Source organism: Alkalihalobacillus pseudalcaliphilus (assembly GCF_028610675.1).
In the GTDB taxonomy this organism is placed as follows: Bacteria; Bacillota; Bacilli; order Bacillales; family Bacillaceae_D; genus Alkalihalobacillus; species Alkalihalobacillus pseudalcaliphilus.
This window is the reverse complement of record NZ_JAQQWS010000001.1, coordinates 650,653-664,672: the sequence shown is the minus strand read 5'-3', so window position 1 is coordinate 664,672 and position 14,020 is coordinate 650,653. Positions and strand designations below refer to the sequence as shown.

Sequence of the window (14,020 nt, the reverse complement as noted above, 5' to 3'; positions counted from 1 at the left end):
GGTGTCCTTATGGCGAATTCATATCTCATTAAACCAGATTTTCAAAAAACGTATGCGGAAATTACGCATGGAAAAGGTGTATTTCTCTATGATGTAGATGGAAAAGCGTATTTAGATGCTTCGTCTGGTGCTGTAACAGCTTCGCTCGGTCATGGTGTGACTGCTATCAGAAAAGCGATACATGAACAATTAAAAAAAGTAAGTTTTGTCTATCGCTCTCAATTCACAACCGCAGCTGCCGAAAGGTTGGCAGCGACTATTAATGAGAAAATGCCAACTAACACGCCCTATTATTCTTTTTTTGTCAATAGTGGGTCTGAAGCAACTGAAACAGCAATGAAAATAGCGATTCAATATTGGCAAGACAGGAATCAGCCGACTAAGACGTTTATTTTATCTCGTTGGTTTAGTTATCATGGTATAACAATGGGGGCACTTTCGATGTCAGGTCATCTAAAAAGACGCGAGAGATTTTCCTCTTTGTTAGAAAAATACCCTCAAGTTGAAGCACCATACTGTTATCGATGTCCTTATCAATTAAGCTATCCTACCTGTCAATTAAAGTGTGCACAAGAATTAGAGACCGTTATTCAACGAGTAGGGGCGAAACAAATTGCAGCATTTATTGTAGAGCCTGTCGTGGGTGCAGCTGGTTGTGCCATCACACCACCTAGAGGTTATTATGAAAAAATTAAAGAGCTTTGTGAAAAATACGAGATTTTATTGATAGCTGATGAAGTCATGACAGGTGCGTATCGAACGGGTCCTTTCCTAGCCTTAGAACATTGGGGTGTAGAAGCTGATATCGTTACTTTAGGGAAAGGTCTCGCGGCAGGTTATGCAACGATTGCTGCTGCTGTTATCTCTGAAGAAATCTATCAAACAATAGGTCATCATTCGAAAATCATTATGAGTGGGCATACACACAGTGCCAATCCTTTAGCGTGTGCTACCGCCCTAGCAGTTTTGCAATATGGTCAAGAAGAAAATTTTTCGGAAAAAGTCAAAAGAAAAGGACACTATTTAAAACGACAGCTCCAACACTTAGCTGAAAGACATTCGTTTATTGGGGAAATAAGAGGGGTTGGCTTATTACTTGGTGTAGAGCTTGTGCAAGATCGAAAATCAAAGTCCATGTTCCCCCGTCATATCCTTCTATTAGAGAAATTAATTACGATTGCAGAAGAACATGGTTTACTGCTTTATCCAGGTAGCTGTGGTAATGGCTTGGAGGGGGATGGTTTCTTAATAGCACCACCGTTTACGATTACGTATGCAGAAATGCATGTGCTAACAGCCAAACTGCAAAGCACTTTTACAGAATTAGAAAGAGTTTTGAAAGAGGAGGGTATTTATGAATAAAGTATGTGAACTTGATGAGATTTTTCCTGTTCTTAAAAAAGCTCAAACGATTATGTATAGTGGTTTTGGAGGTATTGGCAATCCACCATTACTCGTGAAGGTCTTAGCAGACATTGACTTATCAGCCGTTACGTTAATTGGGAATGATGCTGCCTTTCCGACGATTGGAATAGGGCCTGTCATTGCTAATAAAAAGGTAAAAAAGTTAATTACATCACATATCGGTTCTAACCCTATAGCAGGCCAAAAGATGATTTCTGGTGAGCTTGAAATTGAGTTTTCACCTCAAGGAATATTAATGGAACGAATTAGGGCAGGCGGTAGTGGTATAGCCGCAGTGCTAAGCGATATTTGTTATGCCGAAGCTTTAAATCAACCAGTTGAAACAATGAGATGGCAAAATCAAGATTATTTCATTGAGCCAGCTCTAACTGCTGATGTCGCGATTATTTATGCTAAAAAAGCCGACCGTTTTGGGAATTTAATGTACGAGGCAACCGCACGAAATACGGCACCACTTATGGCAATGGCTGCCGAGCAGGTAATCGTTGAGGTAGAAGAGATGGTGGATGTCGGGGAGTTAAATCCTGAGCATATTATGACACCTGGTTTATTTGTTACACATCTTGTTCAAAGTCAAGGCATTGATTGGAGGTGGGCATGGGAGGCATGATCAAAGAGAACATGGCGAAAAGAGCGGAACAAGAAATTCAATCAGGGATGATTGTCAATTTAGGGATTGGCATTCCTTCTCTTGTTGCTAACTACATTCAACAAGATAAACATGTTTTTTTACATGCAGAGAATGGTCTATTAGGTATGGGCGTTCGCCCTAAGCAAGGGGAAGAGGATCCGATGATTTGTCATGCTGGTGGTCTTCCTGTCACTTTACGAAAAGGGGCTTCTTTTTTTGATAGTGCGACGGCTTTTGCGATGATTCGTTCTGGTAAAATCGACATGGCGATATTAGGAGGACTAGAAGTTAGTGCCCAAGGTGATTTAGCGAATTGGTTAGTTCCAGGAAAAAAAGTACCAGGGATAGGAGGGGCCATTGAACTTGCACAAAAAGCAAAACGTATTATTGTTTTAATGAGCCATACGAACAAATTCGGTCAACCTAAAATCGTTAAACAATGCACATACCCTCTCACCGCAGCTTCTTGTGTACAAATGATCATAACAGAACGTGCTGTTTTTACAATAAAAGATAAACAGCTTATTTTAAAAGAAATCTTTGCTCCATATACTTTAGAAGAAGTAACCGCTTCAACAGAAGCAAGCTTTCTAATGGATTCTAGCATTTATGGGGGGAGTTGAATGAATAAACAAATTGAAAAATTACTGGAAGTCCATCAGCAATCATTTGTTCAACATCTCTGTCAATTAGTTAATTATGAATCGACTTACCAAAATGAATGGCAAGCCCAACAATATATCAACATGTTATTAACGGAGTTAGAAATGGATATTGATTGGTTTGAACCAGATGTTAATGAGTTAATGAAACATGAGGCATTCGTTTCCACTAGAGATCAATTTGAGCGGAGTCCTAATGTGATTGGGGTATGGAAAGGGGAGGGAGGAGGTCGCTCGTTACTGTTAAATAGTCATATTGATGTAGTGCCAGGTGGTGACCTACGGCAATGGAAGACAGCTCCGTTCCAAGCTTACTTTGATGGCGAGCGGGTTTTCGGTCGTGGTACGACGGATATGAAGGGCGGGACAATTTCTTTATTATTAGCTCTTAAAGTCATAAAAGAGTTGAACGTCCGTTTGAAAGGAAACCTCATCTTCCAAAGTGTCGTGGATGAAGAATGTGGAGGTGCTGGAACATTAGCGGCAACTTTAAAAGGTTATCAAGCGGATGCCGCACTTATCCCAGAGCCAACCAAATTGAAGATTTTTCCTCTTCAACAAGGTTCCCTTTGGTTCCGAATTAAGGTAACAGGCAGGGCGGCACATGGTGGTACTCGATATGATGGTGTGTCAGCAATCGATAAAGCTTACGTAGTTATTGAGCAGCTCAAAATGTTAGAAAAGCGTCGTAATGAACAAATTCATCATCCTTTATATGAACATATTCCGATTCCCATTCCAATAAACATTGGGAAAATCTCTGGTGGAGACTGGCCATCGATGGTACCAGATCACGTAATCATCGAAGGAAGGTATGGCGTTTTTTTTGAAGAAACGATAGAAGAAGCGAAAGAAGTTTTTGAGCAAATCCTTCATCCGTCGATGTTCTTAGATCCGTGGTTTATTGAACATCCTTTGGCTGTTGAATGGTTTGGGGCTCAGTGGATGCCAGGTAGTATTAATATGGATCACCCCTTTCTCCATGTCATAAAAGATACAGTGATGAAGGTATCTGGTCAAAAAGCAAAAGTCGAAGCAGCCCCGTGGGCCACAGATGCTGGTGTTCTTTATCAAGTCGGTCATATTCCAACCGTCGTTTATGGTCCTGGTACGACAGAGCTAGCTCATTATCCGAATGAATCGATTGAAGTAAAAGCAATGGTTGAAGCGGCTAAAGTATTCGTGCATTTAATTTTACGTTGGTGTGAATTTGAAACTGATAGTTAAGTAGATGTTTCTTGCTAGAACCCTAGTTATCTCGTTATAATGATATAATGTGTAACTAGGATTGGAGCTGAAACAGTGAAATTAGTCTCATGGAACGTTAATGGTATTCGTGCATGTGTGAAAAAAGGATTTTTAGATTATTTTCATGAGGTAGACGCAGATATTTTTGCGATTCAGGAAACAAAATGTCAACGAGAGCAAATTGAATTAGCATTAAACGGGTATCAACAATATTGGAATGATGCAAAAAGAAAAGGCTATTCGGGTACAGCTGTGTTTACGAAGGAGACACCCTTATCCGTACAGTATGGCATTGGTGAAGAGTTAATCGACCTTGAAGGGCGTGTCATTACACTTGAATTTGAAAGCTTTTATTTTGTTACGTGTTACACGCCTAACTCGAAACGCGATTTATCAAGGCTTGACTATCGTCTACAATGGGAGGATTACTTCCTCGCATTTCTTAAAAAGCTAGAATTGTTGAAACCAGTTATCCTTGCAGGAGATTTGAATGTTGCTCATACAGAGCAAGATATAAAAAACTCAAAATCTAATATTGGGAACTCAGGTTTCACATTTGAAGAAAGAGAAAAAATGACACGGATGCTTAATAGCGGTTTTGTCGATAGCTTCCGTTCAATACATGCAAATGTAGCAGATAGATTCAGCTGGTGGTCATACATGAATAAAGTGAGGGAAAGGAATATTGGCTGGAGAATCGATTATTTTATCCTCTCATCCATTTTACAAGGTACAATAAAAACGGCCGATATTCATGACCATATCCTAGGAAGTGACCATTGCCCCGTTGTCCTTGAACTAGAAATATAAATAAAATCAAAGCAAGGAAAGAAAACTAACTCTTTCTTTGCTTTTTTCGATCACGTAAGTATTACTCCCGCATAAGCCTAAAGGACTAAACAAAAACTAGAACATGGCTAATCTAGGAATGTTCAAAAACGATTAAATAACAATGTACACTTTTGTATGGGCAAAAGCATGTCAGTTAATCGAGGGAAAAAGGTGAGTAACTACACGTAAAGAAAGTAACAATATAAGCCGAGTAAAAGCATTGCTATGTTGTAGGAAAAGCAAAGAAGTAACAACATAAGTGGGGTCAAAGGAGTAATATGTTGTAGGAAAGTGTTTGCTATCCTCATCCACCATTGACGACAAACTACGGCACTTCCTTTACAGTTTCACTCTTTACTATGGGCTCTTTATTCAATTTGATTTTGTTCTTTTTCATTTTAAAAGAATAGTGTTGAATTGTTTTTTTTTGAACTTAAGAATTTACGGTAACCCAGCGGACGAAAATATGCGGAGACTCCCGCGGGACGTAGTGGCAGAGCCGAAATCCACTAGCGAAGCTAGTTAGTTCGGCGCCACCCCGCAGGACGCGAAGCATAATTTCGGTAGCGACGATTAACGCTCCATGTTCTCACAAACTTTCATACAAAAAACTCAAAAATCAAGCAGGAGATTCACGGAAAATACCGTATTATTATAATAAATAACAGGGAAGGAGGCACAGGACTAAAGTAGTCTAAAGAATAACCTCTCCATACAAAACCAAAAGAATCTCCCTTCATACAAATGAGACCTACAAAACCTACCTCTTTCAATTTTGTCAACCATCTATCATTTGTTTTTTCCATCCATACTGTGATAAGGTAGCTTCAAAAAGAGTGATAACCTTGTCAAAATCCCAGACCTTCTTATTTTATACAAGCACTTTCATCTTTTTGATCATGACGATTCTAGTAATGACACAAGAAGAACTCTATATGGATAACCTACTATTTAAATTAACTTTATCCCTAGAAAATTCCTTCACAAATGAACTATTCGTTTTAATTACAGAACTAGGCTCTAAAACGTTTCTAATTGTAGGAACCATCGTATTGTCCATTGTCTTCCTTCTGCTAAAAAAGAGGCAGGATGCCTTGGTTTTGGGCTGTCTTATGATAGGAGGAAGTTGCCTTAATTTATTGTTAAAAGCTGTTTTTTCACGAGAACGACCAGAAGTGATCATGATGTATGATGGATTTGGTTATAGTTATCCAAGTAACCATTCCATGATGTCTTTTCTACTCTACGGGTTTCTCATTTATTTCATTGGGAAACATTTTCACAAAAATAGCGTGACAATTCTTATTCAAATCCTGATAGCTTTACTGATAGTCCTTATAGGTTTTAGTCGAATTTATTTAGGTGTTCATTATGCTTCCGATGTATGGGGAGGGTTTGCTTTAGCGGCAATGATGCTCATTATGGCAGATGTTGTGAGAGAACATTTTAATAGGAGGAACATACATTGACGGAATTTAAATATGATATTATTAAAAGCATTGGTACGATTTCTGAAAGTCCAAAAGGCTGGAAGAGAGAACTGAATTGGATTAGTTGGAATGGGCGAGACCCGAAATATGATATACGTGATTGGTCGCCTGACCATGTCAAAATGGGAAAGGGAATGACGTTTACGAAAGAGGAATTACTAGAATTAAAAAAGCTATTAACAAGTTCTGATTAACGTGATGTAACAAGATTGGTCAATATCGGCCAATCTTGTTTTTTTATAAGGTGGTTCATTAGAGCTATGTCTAAAAGAGTAAAAATTTCTAATAGTATATAATTATTAGTAGCTTAAGCTCATTTTGAACGTTTAATCAATGATTTGTATAAATTCAACAAATTTTATATTGGTTGTAAAGGATATGTATTTAAAAGAAACTACTTTAAGGAGGACTTTGGTTGATGACAAACCAATTATCAGAAATCTTCTTGCCGATCTCCTTCATTCAAGGTACGCTATAACGTATAGGTAATTCGTGAGAGATAGGGAGTGGGGAAGAGTGAAGGCGATTTTTTTTGATTTAGATGACACGTTATTATGGGATAAGAAAAGCATAGATACCGCATTTGCAAAAACAAGTCAAGATGTAGAGAATAAGTATCAAGTAAATGCTCAATTATTTGAAGAAACAGCTCGAAAAATAGCACGTTCCCTCTATGAAGAATATGAGACATATTCATTTACACAACTCATTGGTATCAACCCTTTTGAAGGACTTTGGGGTCACTTTGAAGAAGACCATCCAGAATTTCAAAAAATGAATGCTATGGTGAAAAATTATCACTTCGATACGTGGGAAAAATCACTAAAGCAGGTTGGGATTGTGGATAAATCTTATGCAAAAGAGCTTGCAATAAAGTTTCGAACATACCGGATGGAGTCCCCTTTTTTATATGAAGAAAGTTTAGAAGTGCTTGAAAGATTACAAAAGGATTATCGCCTGTTATTATTAACAAATGGGTCACCACAATTGCAAAATACAAAGCTGTCAATTACGCCTGAACTCAAACCTTATTTTGAAAAAATTATTATATCAGGTGATTTTGGAAAAGGAAAACCAGAGCCAGCTATTTTTCAATATGCTTTAGATGAAATGAATCTAGAAAAAGACGAAGTAATGATGGTTGGCGACAATTTAATGACAGACATTTTAGGTGCTAATCGAGTCGGAATTCGGTCAGTATGGTTAAATCGCGAAAAAAAGGAAATGAATGAAGTAAAACCCAATGATGAAATTAGTGATTTACATGATTTATTTCCGTTGTTAGAAACATTAAAAAAAAGAACGTAATGTAGTCTTTTGGAGGTATAGATGGAAGAAAGAATAGAAAAAGCCTTATTAATTGGGGCAGAGTTAGCGAAACAAGAACATATAAATGTTTCACTTGAGGAACTTGAGCAACTTGCTCTTGCTTGCGATGTAGAGGTCGTAGCTACATTAACACAACGTCTTGATAAAGTGAATCCATCTACATATGTAGGGGCGGGTAAGTTACAAGAAGCGAAAGTGTTACTGGAACAATTTGAAGCGAATGTCGTTATTTTTGATGATGAATTATCACCATCTCAAATTCGAAATATCGAAGCAATTCTTGAATGCAAGGTGATTGATCGAACCATTTTGATTTTAGATATTTTTTCAAAAAGAGCCAAAACGAAGGAAGCGAGGCTACAAGTAGAACTTGCCCAAATGCAATATATGCTACCACGATTAGTTGGATTAAGGCAATCTTTAGGACGACAAGTTGGTGGAGTCGGTACGACAAACCGTGGTGCTGGTGAGACTAAGCTTGAGCTTGATCGAAGAAAAATCGAAGAGAAAATGGTCATTTTGAAAAAGGAGTTAAGTAGGTTAGTTAAACAACGGCAAATACAACGTGAGCGTCGCAAAAAGGACGGCATTCCGGTTGTCGCTTTAGTAGGTTATACAAATGCGGGGAAATCAACGTTACTTAATGCTTTGTTGGATATGGATGTAAACCTCGGAGAGAAGAAATTAGTGTTAGAGAAAAATATGCTTTTTGCTACATTGGAAACAGCTGTTCGTAAAGTGACATTAGAGAAAAAACGTTCATTTTTACTCACAGATACAGTTGGTTTCGTTCATAAATTGCCTCATCATTTAGTCCAAGCATTTCGCTCTACACTAGAAGAAGTCAAAGAAGCTGATTTATTAATACACGTCGTAGATTATTCTAATAGTGCACATGAGCAGCATATTAAAGTTACTAATGACACATTAAAAGAAATTGGTGTTGAACAAGTTCCGATGGTATATGTATTTAATAAAAGCGACCTTGTTGAAAAGCATTTCCAATGGAAGGACAAGGGAGTTATCTATGTGTCAGCGAAAGAAGGCACGGGTTTTCTTGAATTACAAGAGCAATTAGAGCAGCATCTTTTTTATGATGATGTGGAGGCGGAATTCCTATTTCCTTATTCAGCTGGGGAGCTGGTCGCATACTTCCAACAGCATGCCGATGTTCTTGAGGTGAAACATGATGAGTTAGGGACATATATGAAAGTTCTTTGTCGTCAAAAGGATTTTAAGAAGTATAAACAGTTTGTTAAAGAAAACGAATAAATAAGGAGGGGCTTGCTTATCTGGCAGGCTCTTTATTTTGATTAGCTTTAAAAGGATTTCCATAAACTTTGTGAAGCTGATTTCGGATATTCTTTTCTCTAATGGTGACACTATTGCCAATAACATTGGAGAGAGGGTTTGTAATGAGACTGGGTACATTGGTAAAGGTTCTTGATGAAAAGCTGGATATGTCTAATGCTCAAAACACAGTTATTTCAGGTATTCATTTTCATTCACAAAAAGTTGAACCAGGCTTTGTTTTTGTTGCTATAAGGGGGTTTAGTGAAGATGGCAATCAATATGTTCAAGAAGCTATTGCCAGTGGAGCTGTTGCAATTATTGGAGAGGACAAACTTGAGCATATTAACGGAATTCCTTACATATCAGTTCCAGATAGCCGATTAGCTTTATCAAGACTGTCAGCTGCTTTTTATCAATTTCCGGCAAGGAAGCATAAAGTAATTGGTATTACTGGAACAAATGGCAAAACTACGACAGCTTTTATGCTCCATCACCTTCTTACTTATGCCAAAAAGACCGTGACATTAGTGAGTTCTGTCTACCATATTATCAATGGCGAACAGAGACAATCTACGGCCACAACCCCGGATGCTAGAACGATTCAAAAGATATTAGCTGAAAGTCAAGATGAATTCGTCATTATTGAGGTTTCTTCCCATGGTTTAGATCAAAAGCGAGTGGAGGATGTTGTATTTGATTTGGCAATCTTTACTAACTTAAGCCACGACCACCTTAATTATCATCAAAATATGGAAGAGTATTTTTTGAGTAAAAGGCATCTTTTTCAACTGCTAAAGGAAAATGGACAAGCGATTATTGCAACGTATAGTCAAAACTTTGGTGAGCGGATGGCTAACGAAGTAAGAAAGCAAGGCGTTATGGTTACAACGATCGGTGCAAATTCGAGCAATGATGTTTATTCAACCTATTCGACTGAGTTTTCCACTCTATTTGAATTGAACAAAAAAGAAAACCCAAATGATTCGCTTATGTTGAAGCTCCCTATTAAGGGCGTTTATCAAAGTAGAAATGCTCTTATTGCTTATATAACTGCCGAAAAATGTGGGCTTGAAGCTCCGATTATTCAAGCGGCTTTCTCAAGCTTTCAAGGCGTACCTGGTAGGTTTCAAATGACTCATTTAAAAAATGGAGCGCATGTAGTCATTGATTATGCTCATTCACCAGACGCCATTCAAGCATGCTTACAAACCGTTGCGAGTTATCAACCTCATTCAATTTATCATATTTTTGGTTTTAGAGGTGATAGTGATGCTTCTAAAAGAAAAGTGATGGTAGACAACTCAATTACGTATAGTGATTACACCATTTTGACGTTAGATGATTTAAACGGTGTCAGTATGACGGAAATGGAGTCAGTGTTAAGGTATTATCAGAAAGTCGCAAATGTGCAAGTTCGAATCATATTAGATCGAACAATGGCTATCGAAACAGTGTTTAACCAATTGCAAAAGGATGATTGGCTCGTGATAACTGGTAAAGGACATGAGACGTATAAACAAAAGTTCGAAAGACCCGTAACGGATGATCAAGGGATGATTAATCATTTGATTGATTATTCAAAATAATTAGATAACAAAAGAAAACTGTAGAAATAGCTTGGATAAGTAAGTTTTTTGGATGAAATCGGATTTTTACTTTTGTCACATAATCAATTAAAATACAAATAACCGAAAAAGAAAGGAGAGAACGTATCAAATCCTCTTGATGGGATGTGATTCCAATGACGTAGGTGAGCGAAGTGTACAATGAAAGGGTGTACACGGGAAACTTATTATAAAATTTAAAAGCATGATCGTTTTTGTCTAGGTAAAGCAAGGCTTTTGTGCAATTAGAAGGGAAATGTATTTGAATGTATGAAAAAAAGAAAGAATAAATGACCCCAAAACCAACAAAGGTAATGGGGTTATTTTTTTATGTTTTAATTATTGGTTGCATTGTTATCAATCGACTTTTTTCTATTCATCATAACGTATTTATTTATTATTTTTATGAATTTCTTTACTAATAATAGCAGCAAGTTCATCATTTCCATATAAAGAAAGCATGTTGAGTACGGTTTCGTCTTCGATATGACCGGCTTCTTCTTTTGTGACTGTTAACTTTTGTGTGTCGGTTAATAAGGGGTTATCTCGTTGGGTTGGGTAAGCTTGTGCATAAATTTCAAAGGGATCGAGGTTATGATTAATACACCATTGGCTGAAGACTAGCACCATCATTTTTTCATCTTGCTGATATTGCTTTATAATTTGTTGTTCGATTTCTTTATTCATACATATCTTCTCCTTTATTTAAGGGTGATCATTTGTGTCATTGCTCCCTTTTTGTTCGTGCAAACGAGCATATTGCTTTTTCAAGGTGAGTTAAACTTTTAGTTTTAGTTTTTGGACCTTATTTGACCTTTCAGATGAATAAATTCATCTAAGTTTCATTCAATTTTCAAAACTGCGGTTGCGTGAAGTAGCCAAGTAAACCTGTTATCTGTTGATTATCTCATTGATGATTTGTGGACACAATAGAAATGTATAAGCAGATGATTAGACGAATGTTAGGAGATGAATTACTCTTAGTAGTGAGTTTATTGAATTATGTACTGTAAAAAAGGAGTGACATGAGATGTCTTCACATAAATCATTAAAGGATATTCGTTTGTCTATATTGGACTTAGTACCAATTTCGGAAGGGAAATCTGTTTCTCAAGCATTTGAGGCGACAGTCCAACTAGCTAAAAAGGCCGAGGAATTAGGTTTTCACAGGTTCTGGGTTGCTGAACATCACAATATGCCTGGTATTGGAAGCTCGGCAACTTCGGTTGTAATCGGACATATTGCTAACCATACATCGAAAATTCGTGTCGGTGCAGGTGGAATTATGTTACCAAATCATTCCACACTTATGATTGCTGAACAATTTGGTACGCTAGAAGCAATGTATCCTAATCGGATTGATCTAGGACTAGGCAGAGCTCCTGGGAGTGACCAGGCTACGATGCGTGCAGTGAGAAGAGGGCTTGGTACAACAGGTGATGAGTTTCCAGAGCAAGTAGAAGAGCTACGTCAATATTTTGAACCAGAGCGAGCTCCGTTTCCTCCTCTTGTCCGTGCTTATCCAGGGGAAAATCAAAATGTACCGATTTGGTTATTAGGATCAAGTGGATTTAGTGCAAAGTTAGCAGCAGAACTAGGTTTACCATTCGCTTTTGCTAGTCATTTTTCACCTGATTTTACACTGCCCGCTTTAGACATTTATCGAAGTCAGTTTCAACCATCAGAAATTTTAGATGAACCATATGTAATGGTGGGTAAAAATGTCATTGCTGCCAATAGTTTAGAAGAGGCTACTTATTTAGCTACTTCTCAAGATCAGCAATTTTTAAGTTTAATTCGAGGTAGACCAGGAAGATTACAGCCACCTACTAATGAAGAAATGAGATACCATACGATACATGAGCAGGCGGCGCTTGAAAAAAGAGGGGATTCAACCATAATCGGTGATCCATCTTCTGTAAAAGAAGAATTAGAGCTCTTTTTAGCGGAGACAGATGCTGATGAAATTATTATAAACTCAACCATCTATGATGAGGAAGCAAGAAAAAAATCATTAGAAATTATTTCGGAAGCAGCAAGATGAGGTTAAGTATCCTCGATCAAGTTCCATTATCAGAAGGATCTAGCTATCAAGAAGCTTACGAACAAGCAAAGGATTTGGCCGTTTTAGCGGAAAAGCTTGGTTATCATCGATATTGGATTGCGGAGCATCATCATTTATCGGGGCTTGTTTGTCCAAGCCCTGAGGTGTTGCTCACCTATATTGGCACTCAAACCAGACGAATTCGCCTCGGTTCAGGTGCAACGCTTTTGCCTCACTACAAACCTTATAAAGTCGCTGAGACCTTTCATATGCTGGCGACGTTATTTCCTGGACGAATTGATTTAGGAGTTGCTAGATCTCCTGGCGGTTCAGCAGAAGTGACAAATGCATTAAATGATCATTTTCTGCAGAAGGTTTTTAAATACGCTGAACTTATCGATGAATTAAAGAGCTTCATAAAAAATCCAAAACAGAATCCCAAAACATTGGCCATTCCTATACCAGAAACGAAACCTGAAATTTGGATTTTAGGGTCAAGTCATAAAAGTGCTCTATTAGCTATAGAGAAAGATCTTCCATATACATATGGGCATTTTCAACCTATTAACGATGCAATGGAACCACTCGAGCTTTACAATGAACAGACAAAAAGTGAAGACAGAAGGAAAAAGATTGTAGCCTTACCTGTCATTTGCGGAGAAACGGAGGAAGAAGCACATGAACTTGCTTTAAGTGAAAGCTACCGTCATTTACTTATTGAAACAGGTAGTGAAGAAATGCCATATATACCTTCAACCAAAAGCGTCAAGCAGAAAGTAAAGGAACGACCTGAACTTTATGAGCAGCTGTTATCTATACGTAAGCGAATGTTAGTGGGCTCACCAGAAAGAATAAAAACAATTTTACTACATATATCTAACCAATATGATATCGATGAATGTATGCTACTCACAAACATTCACGCATTCAACAAAAAGAAACAATCATTTGAGCTAATAATGGCAGCATTCGACAAGTGAACAAGTACAAATCACTAATTTCAAGTAGGCTTCACATATAAAATCCACATGGAGGAACCAATACTACTCCGTCAGCAAAAGAGAAAAAAGTATTAGCTTACCTTATATTTTTTCTATGACTGATAACGTTTAGATTTTGTCCTCTTATTGGTGGCTCTTCATTCAATTTGTTATTGTTGTATTTATTCTCATATAAAAAAAGATTGACCTTATCGTTTTTAAGGATTATAATGCCAATAAGATTAGTCAGAATATAATTGAATAGTAAAACTCTTATGTTGAGTGGTGGAGGGACTGGCCTGATGAAACCCAGCAACCGTTTTCGTTTAGAAAATTGGTGCTAATTCCTGCGAATCTAGAAGTAGATTCGAGAGATAAGAGAGGACTATATAAAAAACCTCTCATTGCAGAGGTTTTTTCTTTTGATTGTAGATTCCGAATTTTTAAATTAGGGATTACTACATAGATAAAAATAAAGAGGGG

General features: G+C 37.5%; 13 protein-coding genes and 1 riboswitch. Of the genes, 12 read left to right on the top strand and 1 reads right to left on the bottom strand.

Annotated elements, in window-relative coordinates; translation table 11 throughout:
- The first annotated feature begins 9 nt into the window (after window positions 1–9).
- The 10 genes from PQ479_RS03200 to PQ479_RS03155 all read left to right on the top strand — a co-directional run bounded on the left by PQ479_RS03200 (window position 10) and on the right by PQ479_RS03155 (window position 10,495).
- On the top strand, window positions 10–1,362 hold the full coding sequence (locus PQ479_RS03200) for an aspartate aminotransferase family protein (RefSeq protein ID WP_047989049.1): 1,353 nt from the start codon (window positions 10–12) through the stop codon (window positions 1,360–1,362).
- On the top strand, window positions 1,355–2,035 hold the full coding sequence (locus tag PQ479_RS03195) for a CoA transferase subunit A (protein ID WP_047989050.1): 681 nt from the start codon (window positions 1,355–1,357) through the stop codon (window positions 2,033–2,035). Before PQ479_RS03200 ends, PQ479_RS03195 begins: the two co-directional genes overlap by 8 nt.
- Window positions 2,017–2,679, top strand: a complete 663-nt coding sequence (locus PQ479_RS03190; RefSeq protein WP_047989051.1) for a 3-oxoacid CoA-transferase subunit B — start codon at window positions 2,017–2,019, stop codon at window positions 2,677–2,679. Before PQ479_RS03195 ends, PQ479_RS03190 begins: the two co-directional genes overlap by 19 nt.
- Window positions 2,680–3,945, top strand: coding sequence for a peptidase (locus tag PQ479_RS03185; RefSeq protein ID WP_047989052.1), 1,266 nt, complete (start codon window positions 2,680–2,682; stop codon window positions 3,943–3,945).
- Between the two features lie 75 nt (window positions 3,946–4,020).
- Window positions 4,021–4,776: an exodeoxyribonuclease III gene (locus PQ479_RS03180; protein WP_047989053.1), complete on the top strand. Its 756-nt coding sequence runs from the start codon at window positions 4,021–4,023 to the stop codon at window positions 4,774–4,776.
- 956 nt (window positions 4,777–5,732) lie between these two features.
- Window positions 5,733–6,266 (top strand): phosphatase PAP2 family protein, encoded by a 534-nt coding sequence (locus PQ479_RS03175; RefSeq protein WP_053070412.1) that lies wholly within the window; start codon window positions 5,733–5,735, stop codon window positions 6,264–6,266.
- A complete protein-coding gene (locus PQ479_RS03170; RefSeq protein ID WP_047989054.1) occupies window positions 6,263–6,481 on the top strand; it encodes a YdbC family protein in 219 nt (72 codons plus the stop codon). The genes PQ479_RS03175 and PQ479_RS03170 overlap by 4 nt, the downstream gene beginning before the upstream one ends.
- Before the next feature lie 322 nt (window positions 6,482–6,803).
- Window positions 6,804–7,595, top strand: a complete 792-nt coding sequence (locus tag PQ479_RS03165) for an HAD family hydrolase (RefSeq protein WP_047989055.1) — start codon at window positions 6,804–6,806, stop codon at window positions 7,593–7,595.
- Window positions 7,596–7,616: 21 nt separating this feature from the next.
- Window positions 7,617–8,888: a GTPase HflX gene (gene hflX / locus PQ479_RS03160; protein ID WP_047989056.1), complete on the top strand. Its 1,272-nt coding sequence runs from the start codon at window positions 7,617–7,619 to the stop codon at window positions 8,886–8,888.
- Between the two features lie 143 nt (window positions 8,889–9,031).
- Window positions 9,032–10,495 (top strand): UDP-N-acetylmuramoyl-L-alanyl-D-glutamate--2,6-diaminopimelate ligase, encoded by a 1,464-nt coding sequence (locus PQ479_RS03155; RefSeq protein WP_047989057.1) that lies wholly within the window; start codon window positions 9,032–9,034, stop codon window positions 10,493–10,495.
- A 408-nt stretch (window positions 10,496–10,903) separates the two neighbouring features.
- On the opposite strand, the gene PQ479_RS03150 is transcribed toward PQ479_RS03155, so the two are convergent.
- Window positions 10,904–11,200 (bottom strand): hypothetical protein, encoded by a 297-nt coding sequence (locus PQ479_RS03150; protein WP_047989058.1) that lies wholly within the window; start codon window positions 11,198–11,200, stop codon window positions 10,904–10,906.
- 343 nt (window positions 11,201–11,543) lie between these two features.
- On the opposite strand from PQ479_RS03150, the gene PQ479_RS03145 reads away from it, so the two are divergent.
- Both PQ479_RS03145 and PQ479_RS03140 read left to right on the top strand, forming a co-directional pair.
- A complete protein-coding gene (locus PQ479_RS03145; protein ID WP_047989059.1) occupies window positions 11,544–12,557 on the top strand; it encodes an LLM class flavin-dependent oxidoreductase in 1,014 nt (337 codons plus the stop codon).
- Window positions 12,554–13,537 carry an MsnO8 family LLM class oxidoreductase gene (locus PQ479_RS03140; protein WP_047989060.1) on the top strand — a complete coding sequence of 328 codons (984 nt, stop codon included), beginning with the start codon at window positions 12,554–12,556 and terminating at the stop codon, window positions 13,535–13,537. Before PQ479_RS03145 ends, PQ479_RS03140 begins: the two co-directional genes overlap by 4 nt.
- Before the next feature lie 270 nt (window positions 13,538–13,807).
- Window positions 13,808–13,918: riboswitch (SAM riboswitch) on the top strand.
- Window positions 13,919–14,020: the final 102 nt, after the last annotated feature.

Bases quoted from the DNA above. Each gene is read 5' to 3' on its own strand.
- PQ479_RS03200 (WP_047989049.1), top strand. From the start codon at position 10: ATGGCGAATTCATATCTCATTAAACCAGATTTTCAAAAAACGTATGCG.
- PQ479_RS03195 (WP_047989050.1), top strand. From the start codon at position 1,355: ATGAATAAAGTATGTGAACTTGATGAGATTTTTCCTGTTCTTAAAAAA.
- PQ479_RS03185 (WP_047989052.1), top strand. From the start codon at position 2,680: ATGAATAAACAAATTGAAAAATTACTGGAAGTCCATCAGCAATCATTT.
- PQ479_RS03175 (WP_053070412.1), top strand. From the start codon at position 5,733: ATGGATAACCTACTATTTAAATTAACTTTATCCCTAGAAAATTCCTTC.
- hflX (WP_047989056.1), top strand. From the start codon at position 7,617: ATGGAAGAAAGAATAGAAAAAGCCTTATTAATTGGGGCAGAGTTAGCG.
- PQ479_RS03155 (WP_047989057.1), top strand. From the start codon at position 9,032: ATGAGACTGGGTACATTGGTAAAGGTTCTTGATGAAAAGCTGGATATG.
- PQ479_RS03150 (WP_047989058.1), bottom strand. From the start codon at position 11,200: ATGAATAAAGAAATCGAACAACAAATTATAAAGCAATATCAGCAAGAT.
- PQ479_RS03145 (WP_047989059.1), top strand. From the start codon at position 11,544: ATGTCTTCACATAAATCATTAAAGGATATTCGTTTGTCTATATTGGAC.
- PQ479_RS03140 (WP_047989060.1), top strand. From the start codon at position 12,554: ATGAGGTTAAGTATCCTCGATCAAGTTCCATTATCAGAAGGATCTAGC.